Source organism: Xinfangfangia pollutisoli (assembly GCF_020179405.1).
Classification (GTDB): Bacteria; Pseudomonadota; Alphaproteobacteria; order Rhodobacterales; family Rhodobacteraceae; genus Pseudogemmobacter; species Pseudogemmobacter pollutisoli.
Map to the genome: position 1 here is coordinate 24567 of NZ_JAICBZ010000012.1, position 25495 is coordinate 50061.

Consider the following 25495-nt stretch of genomic DNA (forward strand, 5'->3'; position numbering starts at 1 on the left):
GACGCGCCCTGCCCCGGTTCCGCTCAGTTCAGAGTTTCGCAGTCTCGCGCAGGCCCGGCCGCGGCCGTTTCGCCCATTCGGCGGGGCTCAGGCCCTTCACCCGGCGGAATTCGCGGTTGAAATTCGATTTGGTGTTGAAGCCGCTGGCCAGCATCGCTTCGGTGATGGGCTGCCCCGCGGCGATCAGATCGCAGGCATGATCAATGCGCCAGGTGTTGATATGGCGCGACAGGTTGCTGCCGCTTTGGCGGTTGACGGCGGCCGACAGGCGCTTTTCCGGCAGCCGCATCCGCCGCGCCAGCCGCTGCAGCGTCAGCCCGGGATCAAGGAACAGCCGGTCCTTGCGCAACAGCGCGTCCAGCCGGGCCAGGATGTCGCGATCCTGATCTGCCGTGGCGGGATCGGGGGTCGCCGGATCGGGGGTCGCGGGGGTGGGATCGGCACGGTCCTGCGCCTCGCCCGTGGCCTCGGGCGTGCTGCTGAGAAGCCCGATCCCCAGCAGGATCAGCGAGGCAAGCAGGCTGATGATCGCCTCGGCCCAGGCGGCATGGCCCCGGCTATAGGCCAGCGAGATCAGCACATCGCCCAGCGCCAGGGCGATCAGCAGCCCGCCCGTGACCTGCCAAAGCCGCCGGGGCTGCGCGCCCGCCGCGATCCGGGCAAGCGGCAGGTCCACCGCCCGGTGCAGCTGGCGCAGGATGGCCGCGCCATAACCCGCGAACACCAGCGACACCGCCAGATCCAGCGTCTGTGGCGCGTATAGGCGGCAGAACAGGCAGAAGGCCGGCGCGGCAAGATGCAGACCGTCCTCGCGCCAGGACGGGGCGCGGAACAGGCCTGCGGTGAAGGCCAGCCAGGCCAGCGGCGGGATCATCGCCGCCGTGACCGGCAGGATCGGCCGCAGCTCGCGGATCCCGTATCCCGCCGCCAGCGCGATCCCCAGCGCCTGCAGCGCGCAGGCCGACAGAAAGATCGCCAATCCCCCGCGCCCGCCCGCCAGCGCGGCGCGCAAGGCCAGGAAGACCAGGCACAGGGCGATGAAGGCGGGAATGGGCAGCATCAGCATGGGAACACCTCTCTCAGCCCGCTTCTGCGCCGAAATCCGGTTTCAGGCGACCTGAATCCCGGATCCAGGACGCCGGGCCCGGCGGTTTTGCGCGATCCGCCCTGCGATGATGGAGTGTGCCATGAAACGTCTTCTTGCCCAGATTGCGACCAGTCTTGTCCTTATCGCCCCCGCTCTTGCCCTGCCCTGTGCCGCGGATCCCGTGCCCGGCCATGCCGTCCTGACCGATGACACGGCGCCGGACCGGCCGCTTTCCCTGTCGCTGTGGTATCCCGCGCAGGGCGGGGACACGGTGCCGATCGGCGGCAATGCCGTGTTTGAGGCAACGCCGGCGGTGCCGGATGCACGCGTCCCGGGCGGGCGGTTGCCGCTGATCCTTCTGTCGCATGGCGGTCTTCGCTCGGCCGCGGATTCCGGGGCCTGGCTTGCGGCGGCGCTGGCGGCCGAGGGGTTTCTGGTGGTCGAAGTCAATGCGCCCGCCCCGGCGACGGCGGCGGCGGCGGTGGATGAGATCTGGCAGCGCCGCCGCGATATCCGCCGCGGGCTGGACCGGATCCTTGCCGATCCGGTCTGGTCCGGCCATGTCGATCCGGGGCGGATTTCGGTTCTGGGCTTTGCGCTTGGCGGCACGGCGGCGCTGTCGCTGGCCGGCGCGGCCTTCGATCCCGAGGCCTATCTTCGCGCCTGCAGCGGCCCGGTGCAGGAGGACCCCGATTGCGCCTGGTTCGCCGCGCAATCCGTGACGATGGACCGGGTGGATCAGGCCGAGCTGGGCAGGCCCGGTGCGGACAGCCGGATCGCCTTCGCCGTGGCGATCGCGCCGGAATATCTGAAGGCCTTCCCCGCAAAGGCGCAGGGGGCCGCGCTTCCGGCCCTGATCATGACGCTGGGGCCGCAGCCCCTGGCCGGGCCGCCCCCTGCCCGGCAGATCGCCTTTCCCAGGGCGCAGACCGCCGATGCCTTTGCCCTTTGCACCCAGGCCGGCGCGCAGATCCTGCGGGACGAGGGCGAAGACCCTGCGCTTTGCGGGCAGGACCCGGGCGCGCGCGCCGAGAGTCACGCAGCACTCATCGCCGCGATCCGCGATGCGCTGGCCGGTGCGCGGCCTTAGCCGGGCGTCTGGCGCAGGGCAACAAGGGCGCCGAACTGGCCGATGACCTGGCTTGCGATCGCGTGCCCGTCGCGCAGCGCCGCATCGGGGCCGCGCCCGGCCAGGCGGGCGGCCAGATAGCCGCCGTTGAAACTGTCGCCGGCGCCGGTCGTATCGACGGGCCTGTGCATCTCGACCGGGCATTCGCGATACTGGCCCGCGGCATGAAGCCCCATCGTGCCGCCGCCATTCTTGACCACCACTTCCGCCGCGCCGGCCTTCAGCCAGCGGGTGGCGCAGGCTGCAAGCGAGGCGTCGCCAAACCAGGTGGCGTCATCCTCGAAACTGGGCAGCAGGATCTGCGCGCCCTGGGCGGCTTCGGTCAGCCAATGGCGCATCGCCTCGGGGCTTTCCCAAAGCTTCGGCCGCAGGTTCGGGTCGAAGGCGGTCAGCTTGCCCGCGGCCCGGGCAGCGGCCAGCCGCGACAGCAGCGCCGCGCGCCCGGCTTCGGGCAGGATCGCCAAAGTGATGCCCGACAGATAGATCGCATCCGCCGCGGCGAAGGCCGCATCCAGATGGGCGCCATCCTCGGCCAGAAGCCGCGCGGCGGACCGGTCGCGCCAATAGGCGAAGCTGCGTTCGCCCTCGTGCAGCTCGATGGCGTAAAGCCCGACCGAGCGCTGCGGATCATGGGTCACAAACGCGGTGCCGATCCGCGCCTGCTGCAAAAAGTCCATCATCCGGGCCGAGAAGGGATCGGCGCCCAGCCGGGTCAGATAATCGACCTGCCAGCTGTCGGGCAGGCAGGCGCGCGCATACCAGGCGGTGTTCAGCGTGTCGCCCGCGTATCCCAGGCGCCACAGATCGCTGTCCTCGCCCGCCCCGGCGCGGGACAGTTCGACCATGGCCTCGCCGATCGACAGGAAGCGGCTCATGCCTCGGCCTCGTGGCCGACGGCATGGGCCATGCCCTGCGCCAGGATCAGGCCCAGCGCCTCGGTGACCGAGCGGCGCCAGTCGGCGGCGTCGCGCAGCGCCGGGGGCAGGAAGCCGGGCAGATCCATCAGCGCGGCACCGATCGCGGCGGCATCGCGGGGCAGGCCGGCCAGGGCGGTGCGGATCTCGGCCTCGCGCGGGTCGCGCAGGGCATAGGCCTGGCCGGCATCGGTTTCGCCCAAGGCATAGCGCATCCAGGCGGCGGTGGCGAAGGCGAAGGGGCGCAGCGGCAGGCCCTGCTCCAGCGCGACAAGCGCGGGCTGGAAGATCCGCTGCGGCAGTTTCTCGGTCCCGTCCATCGCGATCTGGAAGGTTTCATGCGCGATGGCGGGGTTGCGGAAGCGGTCCTGCAACGCGGCGGCATAGGCCGCAAGGTCGATGCCCGGCAAGGGCGGCAGAACCGAGGCCGCGGCCGCATGGTGGCGCGCGACCAGCGCCGCCAGCGCGGGATCGGCCATCACGTCACGCACATATTTCTTCCCCGACAGGAAGCCCGCATAGGCCAGCATCGAATGGCTGCCATTCAGCATGGTCAGCTTCATGCGTTCATAGGGCGCCACGTCCGAGACGAACAGCGCGCCCCCCGCCTCCCAGGCCGGGCGGCCGGTGGGGAAGTGATCCTCGATCACCCATTGCAGGAAGGGTTCGGTCTCGATCGCGGCCAGATCGGTGCAGCCGGTCTGACGTTCCGCCTCGGCCAGGGTCTCGGCGGTGGCGGCGGGGGTGATGCGGTCGACCATGGACGAGGGGAAGGCGACCTCAGCGGCGATCCAGTCGGCCAGATCGGCATCGCGCATCCGGGCAAATCCGGTCACGCCATCGCGCAGAAGCGCGCCATTTTCCGGCAGGTTGTCGCAGCACAGAACGGTGAAGGGCGCGACGCCGGCCGCGCGCCGCAGCCGCAGCGCCTCGGTCAACAGGCCCAGCGCGCCCGAGGGATGGGCGGGGTCGGCCAGATCGGCCGCAACGGCCGGGTGGCGCGGATCGGGCGCGCGGCGGGCGCGGTCGATGCCATAGCCCTTTTCGGTCACGGTCAGCGTGACGATGCGCACCTGCGCGTCGACCAGCGCGGCCAGGGTGGCAGCGGGATCGGCGGCGATCACATCGCGGATCGCCCCGATGACCCGGGCCGAAGTGCCGGCGGCACCGCGTTCGATCAGCGTATAAAGCCCGTTCTGCGGGTTCAGCGCCTGCGCCACCTCGGTGGACCGCAGGCTGACCCCGGTGATCCGCCAGTCGCCGCCCTGTGCGGCCAGCGCATCATCGGTCATCACCGCCTGATGGGCGCGGTGAAAGGCGCCGATGCCCAGATGCACGATGCCCCGGCCATGCGCCTGCGGATCATAGCCCGGCAGGCGCGCCGGGCCATGCAGCGCCGTAAGCGACTCGAGCCGGCTCACCGCAGACCCTCGACCGGATGGTCCAGCGCGGTCATGATGCCGCGCAATTCGGCCAGGCCCTTCAGCCGCCCGATGGTCGGATAGCCGGGCTGCGCCTTGCGGCCCAGATCGTCGATGATGTCCTGCCCATGGTCGGGACGGAACGGGATCGAGGCATCGGCCCGGCCCGCGGCCTTGCGCTTGCGTTCCTGCCGCAGGACCGCGGCGATCAGCGCGACCATATCGGTGCCGCCGCCCAGATGCTCGGCCTCGTGGAAGCTGCCGGCGATGTCACCGCTTTCGCGCAACACATTGCGCAGATGCAGGAAATGCACCCGGTCGCCCAGCCGGTCCATCATGCCCGGCAGGTCATTGTCGGGCCGCGCGCCCAAGGACCCAGCGCAGAGCGTGACGCCATTGGCCGGCAGGTCCACCGCATCAAGAACCGCGCGATAATCCGCCTCGACCGACATGACGCGCGGCAGGCCCAGCAGCGGAAACGGCGGATCGTCGGGATGGCAGCACAGCCGGATCCCGATCTCTTGCGCGATGGGCGTGACCTCGGCCAGGAAATCGATCAGATGCTGGCGCAGCTGCGCGGCGGGCAGATCGGCATATTCGGCCAGATGCCGGCGCACATCGTCCAGGCTGAAGCTTTCGGCCGCACCCGGCAGGCCGAAGACCACGTTCTTCGCCAGATCCTGCTTCTGCGCCTCGGTCATCGCGGCAAAGCGCCGCGCCGCCGCCTCGACCACCTCGGCCGGGAAATCATTCGCCGCACCGGGGCGGGCCAGGATGTGGATGTCGAAGGCCGCGAAGTCGATCAGGTCGAATCGCATGCAGGTGCCGCCGGTGGGCAGGCGCCAGGCCAGATCGGTGCGGGTCCAGTCCAGCACCGGCATGAAGTTGTAGCAGATGACCTCGATCCCGGCCGCGCGCAGGTGCCGCATCGAGGTTTTCCAATTGGCCAGATGGTCGCGCCAATTGCCCTTCTGCTTCTTGATGTCTTCGGAAACCGGCAGGCTTTCCACCACTTCCCAGGCCAGGCCCGAGGGGCTGCCATCCTTCATCGTGGCGATTTCGGCCTGGCGGCGGGCGATTTCCTCGGGCGTCCAGACCGCCCCCGTGGCGACGTGGTGCAGCGCCGAGACGACGCCCTCGACGCCGGCCTGCCGCATGTCATCGACCGAACACAGATCCTTCGGCCCGAACCAACGCCAGGTTTGCCGCATTGCCCAATCTCCTCCCTTGCCTTTGCCTGTCGGATACCATGCGCCAAATCTGTTGACTAGTATGGAAGTATGGCAGTAACCCTTTTGCGGGGAGGACGGGATGGATACGATTCTGGCGAAAGCATCGCTTTTGGCGCAGGGTGCGGCTGTCGGGCCGCAGCTGCACCGGCTGCTGCGCGACCGGATCATCCGGGGCGACATGCCGCCGGGATCGCGCATTTCCGAAACCGAGATCGCGCTGGCCTATTCCGTCTCGCGCCAGCCGGTGCGCGAGGCTTTCATCAAGCTGGCCGAGGAACTGCTGGTCGAGGTGCGCCCCCAGCGCGGCACCTTCGTCAGCCTGATTTCCGTCCCCGCCGTCATCACCGCCCGCTTCATCCGCGAAGCGGTCGAGGCCGATATCGTGCGGCGCGTGGCCGAGCTGGCCGATAGCGCTGCGCTGGAGATCCTGGACGCGCGGATGGCCGAGCAGATCGCCCTGCCCGCCGATGCCGCGGGCGAAGACTTCATGCGCGTGGACGAGGAATTCCACCGCGCGCTGGCCGAGCAGGCCGGTCAGGCCGCGGTCGCCGACCGGCTGGAAGAGATGAAGATCCACATGAACCGCGTCCGCCATATCAGCGCGCGGCAATTCTCGCGCGAGCGGCTGATCTCGCAGCATGCCGAGGTGGTCGAGGCGATCCGCGCCCGCGATCCGGCGCGGGCCGAGGCCGCGATGCGTGGCCATCTGCGCGAGATCGTGGTCGATCTGCCCGGAATCGTCGCCACCTACCCTGCCTTTTTCGACGGGCATGACGGCCTGGAGGCGATGCCGTGACCGCCGCGCAGGCCCTGGACCGGGCGATGACACGCAGTGCCGGGGATTGGGCGGATTGGTTCTGGTCGGTGTCGCTGCCCGACTGGCTGCGCCGCGCGACCGACCCCGAGGGCGGGCTGCTCGATGCGCTGGATGCCGAGGGCCGGGCCGATCCCGAAGCCGGGCGCACGGTGCTGGCCCAGGCGCGCAGCCTGTTCACCCTGGCGCATCTGGCGCTGCTGTCGGGCGACCCGGCGCTGACCGCCGCGGCCAAGCGGCAGGTCGCGGTATTGCCGCGCTATCGCAAGGCGCCGGGTCTGTACCGCCGGATGATCGGTCGCGACGGCCAGCCGCTGGACGTTCTGGCGCGCAGCTATGACCAGACCTTCGTCCTCCTGGGCCTGGCGACCTGGAACCGGCTGTCGCCCTCGGCTTCGGTCGCGCAAGAGATCGAGGCCTGCTGGCAGGCGCTGTCGACCACTTTGACCGATCCCGCGACCGGGCTTTTGCTGGAAGATGACGGCGTGGCGGCCCCTGCGGCGCCCGGTGCGCCGCCCCGGGCGCAGAACCCGCATATGCATCTGTACGAGGCCTGCCTTCAGGCCTTCGAGATGTCGGGCAATCCGCTGTGGCAGACCCGCGCCGCCGATGTGCGCGCGCTTGCGCTGCGGCATTTCCTGGACGCCCAGACCGGCAGCATTGCCGAGTTTCTGACCCCCGACCTGCGCCCCCTGCCCGGCGCCGACGGTCTGCGGCGCGAGCCGGGGCATCAATGCGAATGGGCCTGGCTGCTGCGCCGCGAGGTCGAACTGGGCGGCGATGCCGCGGTGCTGGACACCGCGCGCCGGCTGGAAGCCTTCGCCGAGGCGCAGGGCTTTGCGCCGACGGGCCCGCTGGCCGGCGCCGCCTATGACGCGGTCTCGGCCGAAGGCGGCGTGACCGAGCCCACCCATCTTCTGTGGCCGCAGACCGAAGCGATCAAGCTGTTCGCCCTGCGCCATTCCGCGGGCGAGGCCGGCATGGGCCCCCGCGCGCAGCAGCTGCTGTGCCTGGTCTTCGCGCAGTGGGTCTCGGGCCGCCCGGCCTTCGTGAACCGGCTGGATGCCCAGGGCCGCCCGCTGTGGTCCGAAGCGCTGACGCGGCTGCAATACCATCTTGTGCTTGCGCTGACAGAAGGCGCGCGTGCCGGACTCTGGCCGGGCATCCCCCGGCCCCATAACACCTGAAGGAGGAGAAAAAGGATGAATTTCAAGACACTTGGGCTGGCCGCGGCGCTGCTTGCGTCCTCGGCGGTGGCGGCTTTCGCCGAGGTTCAGTTCGCGCTGTCCACCTCGCAGAACGCGACGGACCCGCTGGCCATGGCCATGGAAGAAGCCGCGACCCAGATCGAGGCGCGGACCAATGGCGAGATTCAGGTGACGGTCTATCCGTCCTCGCAGCTTGGCTCGGACAATGACGTGCTGGAGCAGATCCGCAACGGCGCGGCGATTGCCGTTCTGGTCGATGCCGGCCGTCTGGCGCCGTTCCAGAAAGAGCTGGGCATCCTGTCGGCCCCCTATCTGGTCGATGAATGGACCCAATATGCCGCGATCACCGCGTCCGAGCCCTACAAGGCCTGGGTCGAGGAACTGGCCGCCTCGTCCGGCCTGCGCCTGCTGAACTACAACTGGTTCCAGGGCTCGCGGCAGATGTTCACCAAGAAGCCGGTGACCAAGCCCGAAGATCTGGCCGGCGTCCGCGTCCGCACCATCGACGCGCCCGGCTGGCTGGCGACTGTGAACGCCATGGGCGCGACCGCCGTGCCGATGCCCTGGTCGGAAGTCTATTCCGCCCTGCAACTGGCCGCGATCGACGGCGCCGAGGCGCAGCTGACCGGGGCTTACGGCATCAAGCTGCATGAAGTGACCGGCAACCTGGCCTTCACCAACCATGTGCAGCTGGTGACCGGCCTGACCACCTCGGAAGCCTGGTTCAAGACCCTGACCCCGGAACAGCAGACGATCCTGGTCGAGGAACTGGCCAAGGCCGGCGATGCGGCCTCGGCCGCGACCGTGGCCAAGGGCGAGGAAGTCCTGGCCGAGATGAAGGCCGGCGGCATGGTGGTGAACGAGGTGAACCCCGAGGACTTCAAGGCCCTGACCGCGGGCGTCTATGCCCAGCTGGGCCTGGAAGAGGCCCGGGCCGCCCTGCAGCCCTATATCGACGCCGCCAAGTAAAATCGCAGCGGGCGCGGCGATCCCGTCGCGCCCGATCCCCCGGGAAGGGGCAGGGAGGAATTTATGCTGAAACTGTTCGACAAGCTCGAAGAGCTTGTGGCGGTTGTCCTGCTTGCAGGCACCGTCGGTGCCGTGCTGGTCGGGGCCGTTGGCCGCTCAGTCGGTCATCCGGTGCCCTCCGGCCCCGAAATCGCGCAGTTGCTGCTGATCTGGACCTGCATGCTGGGCGCCGATCTGGTGATGAAGCGCGGCGAGCATATCCGCATCTCGGCCCTGCCCGACGCGCTGCCCCCGAACGGGCGGCGGCTGCTGCATCTGATCTGCGTCGTCTGCATCATCGGCTTTCTGGGCTATTGCGGCTGGCTGGGCTGGCATCTGGCGATGTCGAACTGGGCGCGCGAGATGGGCGCCTCGGGCCTGTCCTATGGCTGGGTCACGCTGGCCTTCCCCGTCGGCTGCGCGCTGATGATCGTCTCGATGATCCGCCGCCTTGTCGGCCATGGCCTGCTTTTCTCAATCGAACCCGAACACCGCGACGGGGAGCAACTGCTGTGATCTCTTTCCTGCTTCTTGTCGCCGCCCTGGCCCTGATGGTCATCGGCATGCCGGTTTCCTTCGCCATCGGCGTGGCAAGCCTGGCCTATTTCCTTTTGCCCACCACCTTTATGCCCGACGTGACCGCCGTGCAGCGGATCATCGCGGCCAGCCAGTCCTTCCCGCTTCTGGCGGTGCCGCTGTTCATCCTGGTCGGCCATCTGATGAACGGATCGGGCATCACACCGCGGATGATGACGCTGGCCTCGACCTGCGCGGGCTGGATGCGCGGCGGGCTGGCCCAGGTCAGCCTGCTTCTGTCGGCGCTGATGGGTGGCATTTCGGGCTCGGCCGTCGCCGATGCGGCGATGCAGTCGCGCATCCTGGGCGGGCCGATGATCAAGGAAGGCTATTCCAAGGGCTTCACCGCGGCGCTTCTGTCGGTGGGCGGGCTGATCACCGCGACGATCCCGCCCAGCCTGGGGCTGATCCTTTATGGTTTCCTGGGCGAGGTCTCGATCGGGCGGCTGTTCATCGCCGGGATCGTGCCGGGCGTTCTGTTGACCATCGCGCTGATGATCGCCACCGCCTGGATCGCCAAGAAGCGCGATTACAAGCCGGTGAATGACCGCCTGCCGACCTTCCGCGAAGTGATCTCGGCGGTGAAGACCAGCTTCTGGGCCATCCTTTTCCCGATCTGGCTGATCGTCGGCATCCGGTTCGGCATCTTCACCCCCTCGGAAGCAGGCGCCTTTGCCGTGGCCTATGCGCTGGTCGTGGGCGTGGTGATCTATCGCGAGCTGACGCTGGCCTCGATCATCGACGCGCTGCTGCTGTCGGTGCGCGACATCGGCATGATCATGTTCATCATCCTGCTGTCGGGCGCCTTCGGCTATGTCATCACCTTTGAACGCGTGCCCCAGACGCTGGCCGAAGTGACGATGGGCCTGTTCTCGTCGCAGACCGCCCTTCTGTTCACCATCGCGGTCTTCCTGCTGTTGTTCGGGATGCTGGTCGAGGCGACGGTCATCGTGATGCTGCTGACGCCGATCCTGGTGCCGGTGATCACCGCCGCCGGCATCGACCCGGTGCATTTCGGCCTGATCATGATGACGCTGGTCACCTTTGGCGGCATGACCCCGCCGGTGGGCGTGTCGATGTTCACCGTCTGCGGCATCCTGAAATGCTCGTACAAGGAATACACGATCGAGCTGATCCCCCTGGCGCTGGCCGTGTTGGCGGTGGTGGTGATCATGATCCTGTTCCCGCAGATCGTGATGTTCCTGCCCGACATGATGATGGGGGGCTGAGATGCTGCTGCATCCCGACCGCCTGTTCCCCGCCGATCCGGGCACGCGTGCCCTGGCGCGGGGGCTTTATGCCACCGTGGCCGATGCGCCCATCGTCTCGCCGCATGGCCATACCGATCCGCGCTGGTGGGGGGAAAACCCCGCCTTCGCCAATGCGGCCGAGCTGTTCGTGATCCCCGACCATTACGTGGTGCGGATGCTGGTCAGCCAGGGCGTGCCTTACGAGGCCCTGGGGATCGGGCCGGGGGCGGAAACCGATCCGCGCGCGATCTGGCGCTGCTTTGCCGCGCAGTACCATCTGTTCCGCGGCACGCCCTCGCGCCTGTGGGTCGACCATGCCCTGTCCGAGGTCTTCGGGCTGCAGGACCGGCTGTCCCCCGCCAATGCCGATGCGCATTTCGATGCGATCGGCGATCTTTTGGCCCGGCCGGACTATCGGCCGCGGGCGCTGTATGACCGTTTCGGGATCGAGGTCATCGCCACCACCGATTCCGCGCTGGACGATCTGCACTGGCACCGGCAGGCGCGCGAAAGCGGCTGGACGGGCCGGGTCGTGCCGACCTATCGGCCCGATGCGGTGATCGACCCCGAGGGTGAGGGCTTTGCCGCGGCACTGGACCGGCTGGGCGAGATCACCGGCTGCGATACCGGCGCCTGGCAGGGCTATCTCGATGCCCATCGCGCGCGGCGGGCCTTCTTCAAGGCCGAAGGCGCCACGGCCACCGACCATGGACATCCGACCGCCCAGACCGCCAACCTTTCGGCGGCCGAAGCCTCGGCTCTGTTCGACCGTGTGCGCGCCGGCAAGGCCTCGGCTGCCGAGGCCGAGCTGTTCCGGGCCCAGATGCTGACCGAGATGGCGAAGATGTCGGCGGAAGACGGGCTGGTGATGCAGCTGCATCCCGGGTCCTTCCGCAGCCACAGCCCCGGCGTCTTCGCGCGCTATGGCCGCGACCGGGGTTTTGATATTCCGGTGCAGGTCGGCTTCACCGCCGCGCTGAAGCCCCTGTTGGATGCCGTGGGGCTGGATCCGGCCTTCCGCATGATCCTGTTCACGCTGGACGAAACCACCTATGCGCGCGAATTGGCGCCGCTCGCCGGCGCCTATCCCTGCCTGCGCCTGGGCCCGCCCTGGTGGTTCCATGACAGCTACGAAGGCATCCGCCGCTTCCGCGAGATGGCGACCGAGACGGCGGGCTTCCTGAACACCGTGGGTTTCAACGACGACACCCGCGCCCTGTGTTCGATCCCCGCCCGCCATGATGTCAGCCGCCGCACCGATTGCGGCTTCCTGGCAGAGCTGGTGGTGACCCACCGGCTGGACGAGGACGAGGCCTATGCGCTGGCGCCCCTGCTGGCCGGCGGCCTGGCGCGCGAGGGCTATCGGCTGGGCTGACGCCCCCTACCCGGATCAGCGGCTGCCGCGGCCAAACCGCGCGGCGGCAGCCGCCTGCCATCCTTGCCGGGGCGGCGCAGGGATCATCCGGCCCCTGCGCCGCCCCGGAACGGCGCCGTCACGCCCGTTCGCGCAGATACAGATACAGCGGCAGCGCCAGCGACAGGCCCACGAAGAAGCTGGCCGGCAACACCAGCCACCACCGCGCGACCTGATGCTGCCCCGCGTCCTGCCAGGACCAGACCCAGAAGATCGCGATCGAAATCAGCACATCGGCCGAGAAACCGGCCGCCGGGCCATTGGCGAACAGCGATTGCAGGAACAGCGGCAGGGCCAGCCCGTTCTGGGCGAAGAAGGCCCCGAAGAACAGCCAGGGCACCACCGTGCCGACAATCGCCATGGCGAGATAGAAGTTTCTGAGCGTCATGTGCGTTTCCCCCTTCAGCGACGTCCCGGGGCCGGGTCGGGCCTCCGGCGCGGGGGATATCAGACCTTCCCGCGGCCTGCGCGGGGAATCGGCGCTGCCTGCCGCTTCGAATGCCTTTGCCATGGCCCCCGATCACGGGTCGATCCGGGGCCGCATCCCGGCCCGTGACGGAACCGGACAGACGACGATGGCGGCTCACCGAAGCGCCGGGGCGTAGGGCCCCTTGACCATACGGGCGACCGGCACGCCGGGAAATCCGGGCGGCAGGAAATCCGGGCGGCGCGAAGGCCAAAGCCCGCCGGCGGATCACGGCTCCGGGGCTTCCCGCAATCCCTCGACGATCGCGTTTATGACGGCCGACACCCTTTGCGGTATGAAGCGGCGCGATGGAAAGACGGCGTGAATCGGCAGTTCCGGCTTGCCCCATCCCTCCAGCACCTCGACCAGCGTTCCGCGCGCCAGATCCTCTTCGACAAGGTGCAGGGGAACCTGCACGATGCCGGCACCTGCCAATGCCGCCACGCGCTGCGCCTCGTCATAGTCAAGTTCCAGCGCACCTTTCACATCGACCAGCACCGGCGCGCCCGCCGGTGTCAGGAAGCGCCATTGATCGCGGGTGGTCAGGTTCAGGTTCAGGATGCAGGGCAAAGTGGCAAGGTCGGCGGGCTTGTCCGGAACCCCGTGGCGCAGCAGGAACGCGGGCGCGGCGCAGCAGACGAAACGGTAGGTCCCGATCCGCCGCGCGATCAGCCCGCTGGGCTTCAGATTGCCCACACGGATCGCCAGATCATACCCTTCGCTGATCAGGTCAACCCGGCGGTCATTCAGCGCAAGTTCGATGATCAACTGGGGGGACGTCTCGACCAGACCGGCCAGAATTGCCGTCAGTTTCTTTGTGCCCAGCGTGGTCGGCCCCGAGATCCTGACCCGCCCCTTCAACCCGCCCTTCGCATCGCCGATCCCCGACAGCGCCTCAAGCCCGTCCAGAACCTGCGTGGCCTGCGCCAGAAACTCCTGCCCGCGCGGGGTAAGCCGCAGGGTGCGGGTGGTGCGTTCGACAAGGCGCACCCCATAGCGATCTTCCAGCGACTGCACCCGTCTGCCGACCATCGCGGGCGAGACGCCAAGGCGACGCGCAGCCTCGGCAAAGCTGCCGGCGCCGGCCACCGACACGAAGGTTTCCAGTTCGGGGATCTCGCTCATCCGATACAATCCTGCAATTCAGAATCTATCATTCAATCTCTACACGCAATGATGCCTCAGGGCTATCTTCCCGACTGAACAAGGGCGAAATCACAAGGAACATCATCATGACAACGGCAATCATCGGTCTGGGGAACATGGGCAAGGGGCTGGCGCAGCGCCTGTCGGGGCAGACGGACCTGCTTCTCGCAAGCCGCAACCTGGACGCCGCGGAGAAGCTGGCGGCAGAGCTGAAGGGCGCGCGGGGCGTCAGCGTCGATGCGGCGATTGCCGGGGCCGATATCGTCATTCTGGCGCTTGGCTATGAGGCCGCTCTGGACGTCGCGGCCCTGCCGGGCCTTGCGGGCAAGATCGTGGTCGACATCACCAACCCGGTGCTGCCCGATTTCTCGGGGCTGCAACTGGGCCATACCAGCTCGGCCGCCGAAGAGATCCAGAAGCGCGCCCCGGGGGCCAAGGTCGTCAAGGGCTTCAATACCATCTTCGCAGGCCTGTTCGGGGCCGAGCGCGCGGCGACCGCCGCGGTTCCGGTGTTCCTGGCGGGCAATGACGAAACGGCCGTCGATGCCGTGGCTGCGCTGGTCGAGCAGGCGGGCTTCACCCCCGAGCGGACCGGCGATCTGGGCGCGGCCCGGCTGCTGGAGCCGCTGGCCATGCTGAACATCCGCTTTGGCTATGGGCTTGGCAAAGGCACGTCGCGCGCACCGGGCTGGATCGAAATCGCCGCCTGATTGCAAAGACGAAAGGCGGGGGATCCCCCGCCTTTCCTATTTCCCGCCGGGCGGGCCGTAAACGGTCAGGAAGATGTCCACGCCGCGTGCCACCCGCTGCTGGATTTCCACCTCGGTCAGGGGCGGCCGGACGCCCAGCTTGATCTCCAGCGTCACGAAGCCAAGCCAGAGCCCGGTCAGGGCGTCGGCGGCCTCGGCGCTGCTGGCCTGCCTGAGCTGGCCCCGCGCGATGGCATGTTCGATAAGCGCGGCAAGAATGCGCTGCCCGCGCCCGGGCCCCGCTTCGAAGAACCGCTTCGGCAGCTCGTCCTCCTGCGCTTCCAGCGAGGCGATCAGCCGATCCCATCCCAAGAGATCGCGATTGTTGATGAAGGTGACATACCGGGTGCCAAAGGCCGCCAGGGCCTCTGCGATCGGCACCTCGGTTGCACGGGCGAACTGGTCATCGGTGATCGTGATATCGGCCTCGCGCCGAATCACCGCTTCGATCAACGTACTTTTATCCGAGAAATTGGCGTAAAGCGTCGCCTTGGCCACGCCCGCCTTGGCGGCGACCTCATCCATGCCAACCTCGATGCCGCGCGCCAGAAACAGCAGGCGGGCGGCATCCAGAAGCGCCGTGCGCTTTGCATCGTCCTTCGGCCGCCCCCGCGGGCGCTTGGCCTGCGGGTCCGGCGCGGGGGTGGGGTCGGGCGCGGGGGTGGGGTCGGGCAGGTCCGGCACCATCAGGCCAGGACCGAAAGGATCGCCGCCATCATCAGCCCGCCGACCACGGTGACATGTTCCAGCGCGATGTGGAACTCATGCGTGCGCTTGGGTTCGGAATAGGTCCAGAACGGGTGGCCGATCGGAATGGTCAGGATCAGGAACACCGCCAGCGCGCCGGCACCAAGCCAGCCCAGCCCGCCGATATTGCTGATCACCAGGGCCGAGCCCAGCAACTGGGTCGCGATCGTCGCCACGGCGAACAGACGCGGGGCCGGCAGGTTCACGTCGACCATCTCCTGAACGATGGCCTTGAAGTTGAACAGCCCGAACAGCCCCGCCATCCAGAAGACGAAGGTCAGCACGATATTGGCAACCACGATGGCTGCGGGGTGGCTTAGGGCGAGCGTGATGAAGGTGTCCATGGGGCCTCAGATAATTATCATACATCTGGGTATAATAATTAATTTATCAGACTTTCAAGTCTGATAAATGTGCCGGACCTGCGGAAAGCCCGGTCCGTCCGCCCCCGGCAGGCCGCATCCGGCGCGAAAGGCGCGCAGGTCATCGACGGATTTGACAGGGTCAGCTGCCGACCAGACGCCTGGCCTGCCCGACGATCGGCGCAAGCATCGGGCCTTGCGCGTCAACGATATCGAAGTGATCGATGCCCTCTGGCGTCACAAGATCCACGGCGTCGCCACTCTGCCTGGCCCGTTCGGCATAGGAGGCCGTCATCTCCTTGCGCCAGGCATCTTCAAGGCTTCCGGCAACCAGGACTTGCGGGATACCGAAGGGCAACAGCTGCGCCGGCGAGGTTTCGGCAAAGCGGGGCATCGCTTCGGGCAGGGACGACACCCCCAGCAGGGTCAGTATGTCTGTCCGGTTGCCGATCCTGAGCGAGGCTTCCAGATCATTGACGCCGCCAAGCGAGATCACCCCTTTCAGCGGCAAGGGATCGGGCGTGTAAAGCGCGCTTCCCGCTGGCAGATTTCGCCTTCCGGCCAACCACAAGGCAAGGTGGCCGCCCGTGGAATGGCCGATTGCAATCACCCTGCGCAGGTCAAGCGGGTGGTGAAGGGCGATCTCGGACAGGTGGTCTGCGCCCGCCGCAACATCGTGAAAGGTGCCCGGATAGCCGCCGCCCAGATTTCCGAGGCGCCGGAACTCCAGATCCCAGGTGGCAAACCCGGCCTCGGCAAGCGCCTCGACAAAGGGCGAGGCATAGTCCTTGCTCCAATCCGCCGTCCATCCGCCGCCATGCACGAAGACGACAACCGGGAAGCCTGCCGGCGGTGGAGCATCTTTCGGCAGGCGCAGATCGGCGTATTGAACCGGGCTTTCCGCGCCATAGCGGATCCGGGCCTCGGGCAAACGGACCGGCAGCGAGGCCGCCAGGTCGAAGGGGTGGGGGTGGTTGGGCGTGGGTGCGTGTGTCATTTCAGGGCATGTTCTGGGCCGAGGGGGCGCCCGCCCTGCAAATACCGGGCGCGCCGACCCTGACTATCACGATCGCGATGGCTTTGCCGAGGCCTTGATCCGGCAGCGGATTTCGGAACCGCTGCCGCGCGGCAGGCCAGGCTGTGACCCGGCCCGCTGCGCCGTTATCCTTGCGTCGGGCGCCCCTGCCCTTCTCGCCCCAGAAGCAGACAGGCGATCGCGGCAAGCTGGATGGCTGCGGCGCAAAGAAACAGCACCGCCGTTCCGGCAGTGTCGCCCATGCGCAGCAGCCCGAACGCCGCCGGAGCGAAAGCATATCCGGCCTGGCCGATCGCCACGATCAGCGGCACCACGCGGGCGGTCTCGGCCGGGGAAAACTCCTGCTGGGCGATCAGGGGCGGCAGCGAGGTCGCATTGCCGATGCCCAGCCCGAACAGCGCGATGCCCAGCACCAGCCACAGACCCGCCTCGCCCGCCGCCAGAAGGAACAAGACCGAGCCGATCACCTGCACCCCGTAGCTGGCACAGGCCACAAGCCGGCGGTCGGCGGCGGCGGGCATCGTCCAGCCGACCAGCGACCGCCCCAGGATCGCGGCAACCGTCGCGCCGCCCATCGCCAGGCCCGTCCTCCCCTCGCCCAGCACCGGAACCAGCACCGAGAACAGATGTGCAAGAAGCCCGATCTGGGCGAAGAGCCCCAGCATCATGCCGGCGGCCAGGGTCAGGAACTTGCGGTCGCGCAGGAAGGATCGGCTGAGCGGCGCCCTGCGCGGAACGGTCTGCGGGGCCGCATGCCCTGCGCCATCGGCGGATTGGCCCAGGCCCTCGGGCGTGTGGCGGAACACCAGCACCGACAGCATCCCGACCGCGACAAGCATGACCCCGCCGACGGCCAGCGCTGCAGGGGCAAAGCCCATGCCCGAGATCAGCGCGATCCACAGCGGCGAGAAGATGACGCCGCCCAGGCTTGCCCCGTTATAGGCCATGCCAAGGGCGGCGGGGCGGCGCAGGCTGAACCAGGGCGCGATCAGCGCGTTGACCGCGGCGGCCCCCATCGCGACCCATCCCGCGCCGCTTACCAATGCCGCCAGGACCAGCTGCCAGGGCTGTGCCGCCAGCGCCCAGCCAAGGATGCCCAGGGCAAGCAGCGCCGCTCCGGCCACCGTCACCACGGGCACGCCCAGGCGCCGATACAGGCGGGGCAGATTGGCCACCACCCCGGCCCCGAACAGGAAATGCACCGTCACCGCCGCCGAGACCATCGCCACCGGCCAGCCGGTGCGCGCGACGACCGCGTATAGAAACACCGGCGGGCCATAGAAGCCCACGCCCCAGCCGAAAGTGGCCAGAAGAAAGGTGGCGGCGACGACATGCCAGCCGAAGAACGGCCGGGCGGCGGGGGAAGGCAGGGTCATGGGCGAGGCTCTCGATGATGTCGCGCCGGTTATGGGCCAGGCCCGGGCCGCGATGCTTCGGTGAAAGCCGAAGCATTCGGCCCCGGCTTGCGCTAGGCTGTGGCAGAACCGGGAGAGCCAGATGGCCACATCGAACCGCATCGCCGAGATCGCCGCCGCCGTGGGCGAGCCCGCGCGGGCCGCCATGCTGGCGGCCTTGATGGACGGGCGCGCCCTGACCGCCACCGAACTGGCCGAAGTTGCCGCGATCACGGCGCAGACGGCCAGCGGCCACCTGGCCCGGCTGGCCACGGTCGGGTTGATCAGCGCCGAAAAGCAGGGCCGTCATCGCTATCACCGCCTGGCCAGCGCCGAGGTGGCGCGGATGATCGAAAGCGTCATGCAGATTGCGGGCGGCGTCACGCTGGCCCGGCCCCTGCCTCGTACAGGCCCCAGGGATGCGGCCCTGCGGCAGGCCCGCACCTGCTATGATCACCTCGCGGGGGCGCTTGGCGTCAGCATCGCCGATGCGCTGCGCGCCAGCGGCGCGGTCGAGATCGAGGGCGATGCCGCAGCACTGTCAAAGGCCGGGCGGGCGCAGATGCAGGCGCTCGGCATCCTGCAATTCGGGGCCGATCCGCGCGGCACCCGCCCGGTCTGCCGCCCCTGTCTGGACTGGAGCGAGCGCCGCCCGCATCTGGCCGGCGCCCTGGGGGCGGCGATCTGCGCGCATGCCCTGGATCAGGCCTGGGTGCGGCGCCGCCCGGGCACCCGCGCGCTGGAGATCACGCCGGCCGGCCGGATCGGCTTCCGGCAGGCCTTCGGGGTTGAGATGCGCGCGGGCTAAGGCCGGCCACCGCATCAAGGGCTGAACGGCGGGTCCTGGGAATGCCGTCTCGCAGGCCGAAGGCGCCGCGCGACGGCGAGGGGCGGGAAGCGGGCGTTCGCTGTGCGCCGCATGGATGACCGGCATGGGCCGGCCAGGCCTGCCTTGGCGGCGATCAACCGGATGAGCGGAACCCAACGGTCGCCGTGCTGCAGCATGTCCCTTCGGACCTGAAGCAGTCATTGGCTTCAGCGCTCTCGGACCCGGTTGAAAGGCTGGTTGAGCCCTACGCCGCCGACCCCGGCATTTTTGCGATTGCGAGGGTGTTTGACCTGACCGCACTCGCCTGCTATGGCCTTTGCCCATGGTTCCGGCACCTGCCGCCTGCGGCGCGAGCCACGGTGAAGCCCGGATGACAAGACACCTCACCCTCGAAGCATTTCGCGCGGTGGGCAATGCAGGCCCCCATTCCACCTTGAAATGCCTCTTATGAGGAGTGGGCGATGTCTGTGCGGCACGCTGACCAACAGGTCAATTCTTTTCTGACCGCCCCGATCGGGCGGCTGTTTCTGTCGAACGCTGTTCCCATGGCCGTGGTCATGTCGATGGGCGGCGTTCTGAATGTCGTCGATGGGATTTTCGTCGGACATTTCATCGGGGCAGACGCGCTCGCGGCCGTGAGCCTGGCCTTCCCGGTGGCCATGGTGCTGTCGGCGCTGACGACGCTTGTGGGCGGTGGCATGTCGAGCCTGATGGCGCGGGATCTGGGCGCAGGCGATCGCGTGTCCGCCGGGCGGATCTTCACCCAGGCGCATGGGCTGGCGCTGGCGATTTCTGCTGGTTTTGCAGTGCTTTGGGCTATTTTCGGCCTTGTGATTGTCGATACCCTGGCTGCGGGCAGCCCCAGCATTGCCAGATCGGCGCAGGACTATCTGACGATCATTCTTCTTGGCGCGCCGGTCCAGCTCGTGCTTGGCATTCATGCCGATGCCCTGCGCAATGAGGGACGCGCGGGTCTGATTGCCGGCCTTTCCGTGCTGGTCAACCTGCTCAACATCGGGGCGAACTGGCTGGGGATCGTTGTGCTTGATCTTGGGATTTCCGGGTCAGCCCTCGGCACCGTCACGGCGCAGACGCTTGGTCTGGCGCTGCTGGTCGGCATGAGGGGGGGCAGCAAGGGCCTGTTGCCACTTTCTGTTTTGCGCAGGCAGAGCTGGTACGGGGCGTGGTCGCAGATCGTTCGGCTGGGTCTGCCGCTGTGTCTCAGTTTCATTGGCATCGCCCTGGTCGCCAGTCTGGTGATCCTGTCGCTGCGATTTTCCGGCGGGCCGGGGCATGAGGCCTTGGTTGCCGCCTATGGCGTCGCAACGCGGCTTTTGGGCTTTGCCTTCCTGCCGCAGATGGCACTTGCACTGGCGATGCAAAGCATTGTCGGCAACAACGCCGGTGCAGGACGAAATGACCGTGCGCGCGCCACCTTGCGGCTGGCGATGGCCGGCGCCTTCGTCTGGTGCCTGTCGGTGGCGCTGGTCGGGATCTTCGCGGGAACAGCCCTTGGCCGTTGGTTCAGCGACGACCCCGCCGTGATCGCCGGCGTTGCCACGATCCTGCGACCGATGCTGTTGCTTTATGCCTTATCCGGCCCGGTCCTTGTCCTTGCGCTGTATTTCCAGGCCCTCGGCCAGCCGGGCCGGACTGCGGCTTTGACTTTGGTGAAGCCCTGGCTTCTCTTGCCCCTTCTCATCGTGGGGCTTTGTGCCGCCTTCGGTGTGCGGGGCATCTGGCTGGCCTTTCCGCTCGCGGACACGATCATTCTTGCCCTTGCGGCAATGGTGGGGTGCAACGTCCTGCGCAGGGCCGGCACTGTGGAGGAGCGGGCATGACCATTGATGAGGCGAAGGCACAGGCGAAGGCTTTGCGCGCCGCGCTGCTGGCGCAGGGAACCACGATCAGTCATTCGCAGGCGCTGGAACTGGTCGCCAGACAGCAAGGTGCGCGGGATTGGAATACGCTCCACGCGCGGCTGGCTTTGCGCAATGCTCCGGCCGAGCTCGCCGTGAATGACCGCGTGCGCGGCCATTATCTTGGTCAGCCTTTCACCGGGCAGATCATCGGCCTGTCCGGTCCGGCCAGCCATCGGCGTATCTCAATCCGCTTCGATACGCCGGTCGATGTGGTCAGGTTCGAGAGCTTTTCGAACCTGCGCCGCCAGGTCACTGCCATGATTGACGAACATGGCCGCGCGCATCGTCATACCTCAGACGGGGCCCCCCAGTTGATTGTGGAAACAGACATGGGCCCGCCGTACTAACGCCGGAAAGCGGGGCTGTTCTTGGCTGACGGGCGGGAAACGGTGCTGGATTTCTGCTTTGTCCCCAGCGCCACCGTCGTGGCCGCGCCCCTTGCTGCGGCATCAATTGAACGTGGGCTTTCCGGCCACGCTTGTCTCTGGAGCATAATGCAGCATCCCGCCTCGGGCCTGCACAAAGGGCCGGAACGCCGACGGATGGCGGCGCGGCATTGCGCTTGCGGCAATCCTGGAAAAGCCGCCACCCGCGTGTGCTGCGGCAATCGCGACAATCGCTGTAGACAGAACCGGCCGTCTGGATGCCGCTGTTTGGATCTTTCGACGTCTGCTGAACCCGTCCGGCGTATGATGACACACCCGCATTGACAACCTCGATCCCGGTCCGCATGTTGCCCGCGATGGTTCCGGTTCACGCCGGATGAAAAGGGAACACGGTGCGGCACCCCGGTGCCAAATCCGCGACTGCCCCCGCAACTGTAAGCGGCGAGCAACCTCCGACAGCCACTGATGCGGATGCATCGGGAAGGCGGAGCGCGCTTTGACCCGCGAAGTCAGGAGACCTGCCATCATGACATGAACCAAGCCCGGACGTGGGGTCCGGAGAGGGATATGATGATGACGACCGTTTCCGGCGCGACCCTGCGCCGCGTGGCCTTTGGCTTCGGCCTGGCAAGCATTCTGATCGCGGGCCTGGCGCGCGCCGATACCTTCCCCTTGGAGATCGAGAATTGCGGCCGCGTCCTGCGCTTCGACGCGCCCCCGCAGCGGGTGGTGGGGCTGGGCCAGAACAGCACCGAGATTCTGCTGCTGCTGGGGCTGGAAGACAGCATGGCGGGCAGCGCCATCTGGGTTTCTCCGGTTCTGCCCGAGCTGGCGGCGGCGAATGAGAAGGTGGAACGCATCTCGAACAACATGCCCAGCTTCGAGGCGGTGGTGGCCAAGGAGCCCGACCTGCTGGCGGTGCAGTTCGAAAGCTCGGTCGGGCCGGAGGGCCGGGTCGGCACGCCGGAGCAATTCGCGGATCTGGGGATCGCGACATATGTCTCGCCCGCGAATTGCGGGACCAGCACCCGCGCCAATGGCGACAGTCTGCGCGGCAACCTTTATTCCAATGACCTGCTGTATGCCGAGATCGCGGATCTTGCCCGGATCTTCGGGGTCAGCGCGCGCGGCGGCGAAGTGATCGCCAAGCTGAAGGCGCGGGAAGAGGCGGCGCGGGCCAGGGTTCAGGGCCGTGCGGATGAAGTGTCGATCCTTTACTGGTTCTCTTCGGCCGAGGTGGCGGGCGATGCCTGGGTGGCGGGGCGCACGGGCGCGTCGGGCTATATCAACGCCATGTTGGGCGCCAAGAACGTGATCGCGACGGATGAGGAATGGCCGCTTGTCGGCTGGGAGACCATCGCGGCGGCGGATCCCACGGTGATCGTGATCGGCACCATGGACCGGCGCAGCCAGGCGGCGGATGATCCGGAGGTGAAGAAGGCCTTCCTGTCCTCGGACCCGGTGGTGAAGGAACTGGCGGCGGTGCGCGAGGGCCGCATCGTCGAGATGGACGCGCAAGCGATGAACCCCACGCTGCGCACCATCATGGGGCTTGAAGTGGTAGCGGATGCGCTGGACCGCTTCGGCCTGCTGAAGTGAGTCTCGCCTCTGCGGGCCGGCCGAGTGTCCTGGCCCTGTCGGCGCTTGCGGTGCTGGCCGCACTGCTGCTGGCGATCGCCCTGGCGGTGGGGATCGGTGAGATGCCGATCTCTCCCCTGACCACGCTTCAGGCGGTGACCAACCGGATCGGACTGACCGAGGTGCCGCTGAAGCGGATCGAAGAGGCGGTGATCTGGGATTACCGCCTGTCGCGCGCCCTTGTCGCGGCGCTGTGCGGGGCCGGGCTGGCGCTGTCGGGCGCCATCCTGCAAAGCCTGCTGCGCAACCCCCTGGCCGAGCCCTATGTGCTGGGGATTTCCGCAGGCGCGTCGACCGGGGCGGTGATGGTGATGCTGCTGGGCTTCGGCGCGGGGACCTTCAGCCTGTCCGTCGGCGCCTTTGGCGGGGCGCTGGCGGCGTTTCTTTTCGTCGTGCTGCTGGCGGGCAATCGGCAGACGGCGGATCGCACGATCCTTGCCGGGGTCGCCGCCTCGCAACTGTTCAACGCGCTGACCTCCTGGATCGTCTCGACCTCGGCCAATGCCGAACAGGCGCGGAGCGTCATGTTCTGGCTGCTGGGCAGCTTTTCCGGGGTGCGCTGGCCGGATGCGGCGCTTGCGGCGGTGGTGCTGGCGGCGGGGCTGCTGGTCTGCCTGGCCCATGCGCGCGCGCTGGATGCCTTCACCTTCGGCGAGGATGCGGCCCGCGCGCTTGGCATTGACGTGCGCCGGGTGCGCGTGGTCCTTCTGGTCACGACCGCGCTGATGACCGCCACCATGGTCAGCATGGTCGGCGCCATCGGCTTCGTGGGCCTTGTCATCCCCCATGCCGCGCGCTTCCTCGTCGGGCCCGGCCATGCCCGGCTGTTGCCCGCCACCGCCCTGACCGGCGCGCTGTTCATGGTCCTGGCCGACATCGTCTCGCGCCTGATCATCGCGCCGCAGATCCTGCCGATCGGGGTGGTCACGGCGCTGGTCGGCGTGCCGTTCTTCTCGGTCATCCTGTATCGGGCGAGGGCGGCGTCATGACGATCGAGACCCATGGCCTGGGCTGGAGCGCGGGGCGGAAAACGATCTTCCAAGGCGTCAGCTTGCGGATCATGGCTGGCGAGACTTTCGGCCTGCTGGGGCCGAACGGATCGGGGAAAAGTTCGCTCCTTAGGGTGATCGCCGGGCTGCGACCGGCCAGCGCGGGCCGCGTGGCGCTGGATGGAGAGGATCTGTCGCGCCAGCCCGCGCGGCACATTGCGCGCAAGGTGGCTGTCGTCGATCAACATGCCACGACCGAGACGGCGATCACCGTGAACGAGGTGGTCCGCCTCGGCCGCACCCCGCATCATGGACTGCTGTCGCCCTGGACCGCGGCCGATGACCGCATCGTCGCGGCTGCGATGGAACGCGCCGATGTGGCCCATCTGAAGGACCGACCCTGGCAGATCCTCTCGGGCGGCGAGCGGCAGCGGGCGCAACTGGCCCGCGCGCTGGCGCAGCAGCCGACGCATCTGATCCTGGATGAGCCGACCAACCACCTCGACATCCAGCATCAGATCGAGATCCTTGACCTTGTCTCGACCCTGCCTGTCACCAGCGTGATCGCGCTGCATGACCTGAACCTCGCCGCGCGTTTCTGCGACCGGATCGGGGTGCTGCAAGCCGGGCGGCTGGTCGCCTGCGGTCCGCCGGCCGAGGTCCTGACCGAAGCCCTGATCGCATCGGTCTTCGGGACGGCGGCGCAGGTCGCCCCTTCGCCCCATCACGGGCGGCCGCATGTTCAGTATCTGATGCCGGAGGCCTGATGCACAATCGCAGCCTGAAGGATGACATCCGCGATTACTGGGCGGAACGGTCGCAGACCTATGACGCAAGCCCCGGCCATGGCCTCGGCCCGCGTCGGGCCGAATGGCAGGCACTGCTGTCGCGCCATCTTGGCCCGGCAGAGGGCCGACAGGCGCTGGATCTGGGCTGCGGCACCGGCGAGATCACACTTCTGCTGCAGGCGCTGGGGTTCGCGACGACAGGTCTCGACATGACACCGCAGATGCTGGACTGCGCGCGGGCCAAGGCGCGGGGCCTGCCGGTTCGCTTCATCGAGGCCGATGCCGCTTTGACCATGCTGCCCGATGCCAGCACCGATGTGATCGTCGCGCGTTACCTGTTCTGGACCCTGACCGATCCCGCTGCCGCCCTGGCCGACTGGCACCGCATCCTGCGGCCCGGCGGAACGCTGCTGCTGATCGACGGCGACCATGTCACCCCGCCGCCTCTTGCCCGGTTGGGGCCGCTGATGGACAGGCTGCTGGGCAAGGATCCCACCGCCGCGCACGGGCTGGTGACGCAGGCGCAATGGCGCGCCCATGCCGGCATCGTCGCCCGCCTGCCCTTCCGCGACGGTCTGCGTGCGCAGGATCTGACCGTTCAACTGGAAAAAGCCGGGTTCGCTACGGCGCGCCGTGACACGCGTATCGCCGCCCTGCGCCCCATGGGCTGGCGCCAGCGGCTCCTCCGCCTGGGCACACATCGCTTTGCGATCTCGGCGAGGCGGGCGATCTGAGCTTCCTGTCCAGTTCTGTTCAACTCAATCGGGAGATTGGTCGGTGCGCCGCAATACACGCCTGCACCAGGCGATCCTTTGATCAAGCGCTGAGAGAAAGCGCGATGGCCGCTTGGTTTGCTATCGCCTTGCCCAGGACAGGTTTCGCTTATCCGAGATGTTTCAGATCGTTAGGCCGAACGTAGCTGCGACCAGGGTAGCAGTGGCCGCAACCATCAGTGCGGCGACGACTACCTGTGCGCCGAACAGGTTTCAA

25 protein-coding genes and 1 riboswitch are annotated in these 25495 nt (G+C 67.9%); of the genes, 15 read left to right on the top strand and 10 right to left on the bottom strand.

What is annotated here, in order from left to right; genetic code table 11:
* Positions 1 to 28: 28 nt before the first annotated feature.
* Positions 29 to 1066, bottom strand: a complete 1038-nt coding sequence (locus tag K1Y73_RS06275; RefSeq protein ID WP_225027258.1) for a helix-turn-helix domain-containing protein — start codon at positions 1064 to 1066, stop codon at positions 29 to 31.
* Positions 1067 to 1187: 121 nt separating this feature from the next.
* Between K1Y73_RS06275 and K1Y73_RS06280 the strand changes: the two genes are divergently transcribed.
* The gene (locus K1Y73_RS06280; protein WP_225027259.1) at positions 1188 to 2177 is read left to right on the top strand and encodes an alpha/beta hydrolase family protein; all 990 of its coding nucleotides are present in this window, start codon (positions 1188 to 1190) and stop codon (positions 2175 to 2177) included.
* Here K1Y73_RS06280 and K1Y73_RS06285 read toward each other — a convergent pair.
* The 3 genes from K1Y73_RS06285 to uxuA are packed head-to-tail and all read right to left on the bottom strand — an operon-like array spanning position 2174 to position 5762.
* Positions 2174 to 3091, bottom strand: a complete 918-nt coding sequence (locus K1Y73_RS06285) for a sugar kinase (RefSeq protein WP_225027260.1) — start codon at positions 3089 to 3091, stop codon at positions 2174 to 2176. The two genes, K1Y73_RS06280 and K1Y73_RS06285, sit on opposite strands and share 4 nt — an antisense overlap.
* Positions 3088 to 4551 (bottom strand): mannitol dehydrogenase family protein, encoded by a 1464-nt coding sequence (locus K1Y73_RS06290; RefSeq protein WP_225027262.1) that lies wholly within the window; start codon positions 4549 to 4551, stop codon positions 3088 to 3090. The genes K1Y73_RS06285 and K1Y73_RS06290 overlap by 4 nt, the downstream gene beginning before the upstream one ends.
* Positions 4548 to 5762, bottom strand: a complete 1215-nt coding sequence (uxuA, locus tag K1Y73_RS06295; protein ID WP_225027264.1) for a mannonate dehydratase — start codon at positions 5760 to 5762, stop codon at positions 4548 to 4550. The genes K1Y73_RS06290 and uxuA overlap by 4 nt, the downstream gene beginning before the upstream one ends.
* Before the next feature lie 100 nt (positions 5763 to 5862).
* On the opposite strand from uxuA, the gene K1Y73_RS06300 reads away from it, so the two are divergent.
* The 6 genes from K1Y73_RS06300 to uxaC all read left to right on the top strand — a co-directional run bounded on the left by K1Y73_RS06300 (position 5863) and on the right by uxaC (position 12014).
* On the top strand, positions 5863 to 6579 hold the full coding sequence (locus K1Y73_RS06300) for a GntR family transcriptional regulator (RefSeq protein WP_225027266.1): 717 nt from the start codon (positions 5863 to 5865) through the stop codon (positions 6577 to 6579).
* Positions 6576 to 7784: an AGE family epimerase/isomerase gene (locus K1Y73_RS06305; protein WP_225027268.1), complete on the top strand. Its 1209-nt coding sequence runs from the start codon at positions 6576 to 6578 to the stop codon at positions 7782 to 7784. Before K1Y73_RS06300 ends, K1Y73_RS06305 begins: the two co-directional genes overlap by 4 nt.
* Before the next feature lie 15 nt (positions 7785 to 7799).
* The gene (locus K1Y73_RS06310) at positions 7800 to 8774 is read left to right on the top strand and encodes a C4-dicarboxylate TRAP transporter substrate-binding protein (RefSeq protein WP_225027269.1); all 975 of its coding nucleotides are present in this window, start codon (positions 7800 to 7802) and stop codon (positions 8772 to 8774) included.
* 63 nt (positions 8775 to 8837) lie between these two features.
* The gene (locus tag K1Y73_RS06315) at positions 8838 to 9329 is read left to right on the top strand and encodes a TRAP transporter small permease (RefSeq protein ID WP_225027270.1); all 492 of its coding nucleotides are present in this window, start codon (positions 8838 to 8840) and stop codon (positions 9327 to 9329) included.
* Positions 9326 to 10618, top strand: a complete 1293-nt coding sequence (locus K1Y73_RS06320; RefSeq protein ID WP_225027271.1) for a TRAP transporter large permease — start codon at positions 9326 to 9328, stop codon at positions 10616 to 10618. Before K1Y73_RS06315 ends, K1Y73_RS06320 begins: the two co-directional genes overlap by 4 nt.
* Before the next feature lies 1 nt (position 10619).
* On the top strand, positions 10620 to 12014 hold the full coding sequence (uxaC, locus tag K1Y73_RS06325) for a glucuronate isomerase (protein WP_225027272.1): 1395 nt from the start codon (positions 10620 to 10622) through the stop codon (positions 12012 to 12014).
* A 118-nt stretch (positions 12015 to 12132) separates the two neighbouring features.
* Here uxaC and K1Y73_RS06330 read toward each other — a convergent pair whose 3' ends face one another.
* Together K1Y73_RS06330 and K1Y73_RS06335 are read right to left on the bottom strand one after the other, a co-directional pair.
* Positions 12133 to 12441 (bottom strand): DUF2834 domain-containing protein, encoded by a 309-nt coding sequence (locus K1Y73_RS06330; RefSeq protein WP_225027273.1) that lies wholly within the window; start codon positions 12439 to 12441, stop codon positions 12133 to 12135.
* A 306-nt stretch (positions 12442 to 12747) separates the two neighbouring features.
* Positions 12748 to 13644, bottom strand: coding sequence for a LysR family transcriptional regulator (locus K1Y73_RS06335; RefSeq protein ID WP_225027274.1), 897 nt, complete (start codon positions 13642 to 13644; stop codon positions 12748 to 12750).
* 107 nt (positions 13645 to 13751) lie between these two features.
* Between K1Y73_RS06335 and K1Y73_RS06340 the strand changes: the two genes are divergently transcribed.
* Entirely contained in the window at positions 13752 to 14375 is a 624-nt protein-coding gene (locus K1Y73_RS06340; protein ID WP_225027275.1) for an NADPH-dependent F420 reductase, read from the top strand.
* 36 nt (positions 14376 to 14411) lie between these two features.
* Here the strand turns inward: K1Y73_RS06340 and K1Y73_RS06345 are convergent, their stop codons facing one another.
* The 4 genes from K1Y73_RS06345 to K1Y73_RS06360 form a co-directional block, all read right to left on the bottom strand.
* A complete protein-coding gene (locus K1Y73_RS06345; RefSeq protein ID WP_225027277.1) occupies positions 14412 to 15101 on the bottom strand; it encodes a TetR/AcrR family transcriptional regulator C-terminal domain-containing protein in 690 nt (229 codons plus the stop codon).
* Positions 15101 to 15505 carry a DoxX family protein gene (locus K1Y73_RS06350; RefSeq protein WP_225027278.1) on the bottom strand — a complete coding sequence of 135 codons (405 nt, stop codon included), beginning with the start codon at positions 15503 to 15505 and terminating at the stop codon, positions 15101 to 15103. Before K1Y73_RS06350 ends, K1Y73_RS06345 begins: the two co-directional genes overlap by 1 nt.
* Before the next feature lie 160 nt (positions 15506 to 15665).
* The gene (locus K1Y73_RS06355; protein WP_225027279.1) at positions 15666 to 16454 is read right to left on the bottom strand and encodes an alpha/beta hydrolase family protein; all 789 of its coding nucleotides are present in this window, start codon (positions 16452 to 16454) and stop codon (positions 15666 to 15668) included.
* A 230-nt stretch (positions 16455 to 16684) separates the two neighbouring features.
* Positions 16685 to 17935 carry an MFS transporter gene (locus K1Y73_RS06360; RefSeq protein ID WP_225027281.1) on the bottom strand — a complete coding sequence of 417 codons (1251 nt, stop codon included), beginning with the start codon at positions 17933 to 17935 and terminating at the stop codon, positions 16685 to 16687.
* A 121-nt stretch (positions 17936 to 18056) separates the two neighbouring features.
* Between K1Y73_RS06360 and K1Y73_RS06365 the strand changes: the two genes are divergently transcribed.
* The 7 genes from K1Y73_RS06365 to K1Y73_RS06395 all read left to right on the top strand — a co-directional run bounded on the left by K1Y73_RS06365 (position 18057) and on the right by K1Y73_RS06395 (position 25239).
* Positions 18057 to 18761 carry an ArsR/SmtB family transcription factor gene (locus tag K1Y73_RS06365; RefSeq protein ID WP_225027283.1) on the top strand — a complete coding sequence of 235 codons (705 nt, stop codon included), beginning with the start codon at positions 18057 to 18059 and terminating at the stop codon, positions 18759 to 18761.
* Between the two features lie 482 nt (positions 18762 to 19243).
* Positions 19244 to 20623: an MATE family efflux transporter gene (locus K1Y73_RS06370; protein WP_225027285.1), complete on the top strand. Its 1380-nt coding sequence runs from the start codon at positions 19244 to 19246 to the stop codon at positions 20621 to 20623.
* The gene (locus K1Y73_RS06375; RefSeq protein ID WP_225027286.1) at positions 20620 to 21051 is read left to right on the top strand and encodes a glyoxalase superfamily protein; all 432 of its coding nucleotides are present in this window, start codon (positions 20620 to 20622) and stop codon (positions 21049 to 21051) included. Before K1Y73_RS06370 ends, K1Y73_RS06375 begins: the two co-directional genes overlap by 4 nt.
* 379 nt (positions 21052 to 21430) lie before the next feature.
* Positions 21431 to 21630: riboswitch (cobalamin riboswitch) on the top strand.
* A gap of 33 nt (positions 21631 to 21663) precedes the next feature.
* Positions 21664 to 22689 (top strand): ABC transporter substrate-binding protein, encoded by a 1026-nt coding sequence (locus K1Y73_RS06380; protein WP_225027287.1) that lies wholly within the window; start codon positions 21664 to 21666, stop codon positions 22687 to 22689.
* Positions 22686 to 23717 carry a FecCD family ABC transporter permease gene (locus K1Y73_RS06385; protein ID WP_225027289.1) on the top strand — a complete coding sequence of 344 codons (1032 nt, stop codon included), beginning with the start codon at positions 22686 to 22688 and terminating at the stop codon, positions 23715 to 23717. The genes K1Y73_RS06380 and K1Y73_RS06385 overlap by 4 nt, the downstream gene beginning before the upstream one ends.
* Positions 23714 to 24484 carry an ABC transporter ATP-binding protein gene (locus K1Y73_RS06390; protein WP_225027291.1) on the top strand — a complete coding sequence of 257 codons (771 nt, stop codon included), beginning with the start codon at positions 23714 to 23716 and terminating at the stop codon, positions 24482 to 24484. Before K1Y73_RS06385 ends, K1Y73_RS06390 begins: the two co-directional genes overlap by 4 nt.
* A complete protein-coding gene (locus K1Y73_RS06395) occupies positions 24484 to 25239 on the top strand; it encodes a class I SAM-dependent methyltransferase (protein ID WP_225027292.1) in 756 nt (251 codons plus the stop codon). The genes K1Y73_RS06390 and K1Y73_RS06395 overlap by 1 nt, the downstream gene beginning before the upstream one ends.
* Positions 25240 to 25495 lie beyond the last annotated feature (256 nt).

Bases quoted from the DNA above. Each gene is read 5' to 3' on its own strand.
- K1Y73_RS06390 (WP_225027291.1), top strand. From the start codon at position 23,714: ATGACGATCGAGACCCATGGCCTGGGCTGGAGCGCGGGGCGGAAAACG.
- K1Y73_RS06375 (WP_225027286.1), top strand. From the start codon at position 20,620: ATGACCATTGATGAGGCGAAGGCACAGGCGAAGGCTTTGCGCGCCGCG.
- K1Y73_RS06335 (WP_225027274.1), bottom strand. From the start codon at position 13,644: ATGAGCGAGATCCCCGAACTGGAAACCTTCGTGTCGGTGGCCGGCGCC.
- K1Y73_RS06275 (WP_225027258.1), bottom strand. From the start codon at position 1,066: ATGCTGATGCTGCCCATTCCCGCCTTCATCGCCCTGTGCCTGGTCTTC.
- K1Y73_RS06280 (WP_225027259.1), top strand. From the start codon at position 1,188: ATGAAACGTCTTCTTGCCCAGATTGCGACCAGTCTTGTCCTTATCGCC.
- uxaC (WP_225027272.1), top strand. From the start codon at position 10,620: ATGCTGCTGCATCCCGACCGCCTGTTCCCCGCCGATCCGGGCACGCGT.
- K1Y73_RS06350 (WP_225027278.1), bottom strand. From the start codon at position 15,505: ATGGACACCTTCATCACGCTCGCCCTAAGCCACCCCGCAGCCATCGTG.
- K1Y73_RS06365 (WP_225027283.1), top strand. From the start codon at position 18,057: ATGGCCACATCGAACCGCATCGCCGAGATCGCCGCCGCCGTGGGCGAG.
- K1Y73_RS06310 (WP_225027269.1), top strand. From the start codon at position 7,800: ATGAATTTCAAGACACTTGGGCTGGCCGCGGCGCTGCTTGCGTCCTCG.
- K1Y73_RS06345 (WP_225027277.1), bottom strand. From the start codon at position 15,101: ATGGTGCCGGACCTGCCCGACCCCACCCCCGCGCCCGACCCCACCCCC.
- K1Y73_RS06315 (WP_225027270.1), top strand. From the start codon at position 8,838: ATGCTGAAACTGTTCGACAAGCTCGAAGAGCTTGTGGCGGTTGTCCTG.
- K1Y73_RS06285 (WP_225027260.1), bottom strand. From the start codon at position 3,091: ATGAGCCGCTTCCTGTCGATCGGCGAGGCCATGGTCGAACTGTCCCGC.
- K1Y73_RS06330 (WP_225027273.1), bottom strand. From the start codon at position 12,441: ATGACGCTCAGAAACTTCTATCTCGCCATGGCGATTGTCGGCACGGTG.
- uxuA (WP_225027264.1), bottom strand. From the start codon at position 5,762: ATGCGGCAAACCTGGCGTTGGTTCGGGCCGAAGGATCTGTGTTCGGTC.
- K1Y73_RS06395 (WP_225027292.1), top strand. From the start codon at position 24,484: ATGCACAATCGCAGCCTGAAGGATGACATCCGCGATTACTGGGCGGAA.
- K1Y73_RS06300 (WP_225027266.1), top strand. From the start codon at position 5,863: ATGGATACGATTCTGGCGAAAGCATCGCTTTTGGCGCAGGGTGCGGCT.
- K1Y73_RS06360 (WP_225027281.1), bottom strand. From the start codon at position 17,935: ATGACCCTGCCTTCCCCCGCCGCCCGGCCGTTCTTCGGCTGGCATGTC.
- K1Y73_RS06380 (WP_225027287.1), top strand. From the start codon at position 21,664: ATGACGACCGTTTCCGGCGCGACCCTGCGCCGCGTGGCCTTTGGCTTC.
- K1Y73_RS06340 (WP_225027275.1), top strand. From the start codon at position 13,752: ATGACAACGGCAATCATCGGTCTGGGGAACATGGGCAAGGGGCTGGCG.
- K1Y73_RS06370 (WP_225027285.1), top strand. From the start codon at position 19,244: ATGTCTGTGCGGCACGCTGACCAACAGGTCAATTCTTTTCTGACCGCC.